The sequence below is a fragment of the Gilliamella bombi genome (genome assembly GCF_900103255.1).
In the GTDB taxonomy this organism is placed as follows: domain Bacteria; phylum Pseudomonadota; class Gammaproteobacteria; order Enterobacterales; family Orbaceae; genus Gilliamella; species Gilliamella bombi.
In genome coordinates, this window is the sequence record NZ_FMWS01000114.1 from 1 (window position 1) to 758 (window position 758).

At 34.3% G+C, this 758-nt stretch carries 2 protein-coding genes; both read left to right on the forward strand.

Features of this window, described 5'->3' with window-relative positions; translation table 11 throughout:
* Window positions 1-358: 358 nt before the first annotated feature.
* Window positions 359-601 (forward strand): Arm DNA-binding domain-containing protein, encoded by a 243-nt coding sequence (locus B9N71_RS12530; protein WP_085166138.1) that lies wholly within the window; start codon window positions 359-361, stop codon window positions 599-601.
* On the forward strand, window positions 508-758 hold a 251-nt coding region (locus tag B9N71_RS13675), incomplete at its 3' end, for an integrase arm-type DNA-binding domain-containing protein (RefSeq protein ID WP_143422165.1). The genes B9N71_RS12530 and B9N71_RS13675, both read left to right, overlap by 94 nt.

The window sequence follows — 758 nt, forward strand, 5'->3', positions numbered from 1 at the left end:
AAAATTCTAAAACCAATTTTTAACCTTTCAATTTGGCAAGATTAAAATACCTAATATTGGGGGGCACTTTTTATTTTGGGACTATGCTTGGGACTATTTCTTCAATAAAGAAAAAGCAAAACCCTTTATTGAAAAGGCTTTAATAAGATCATTTCAAGTCCCGCCCACGCACCAAATCAATAATCAGTAACATTCTTTTAAACCCAACAAAGCACACCAAACCCAGTAATAACAAGCCTTAAAGACTATTTTATTGCCCATTAAGTATCAGTAAGGTACATTTACAACCAAAAATAATGGGGGTATATTTGGGGGTATAATTAAATACCCTATTATTGCGTACCCCCAAAGGTGAAAAATGGCTGTAAAAACTACTCCCTTAACTGACACACAAATAAAAGCATTAAAAGCCACTAGTAAGGATAAAAAGTATTTTGATGGTGGAGGTCTTTTTTTGTTAGTTAAACCGACAGGGGTTAAATTATGGCGATTTAAATATAAAAGCCAATATCACATAAAGAGACATTATTATCTTTCGGTAAATACCCAGAAACATCGCTACAACAAGCGCGAAAACAACGAGATGAAGCGCGAGAATTAATAAAGCAAGGGGTAGATCCACAGCATTACAAAGCGGAACAAGAACAACGTAAGCAAGAAGCTTGTAATAACACCTTTTACGCTATGGCTGAGAAATGGTTCAAATTCAAAACAGAACAAGGTTTAGAATGGAATGACAACACATTTTCAAACAAAAA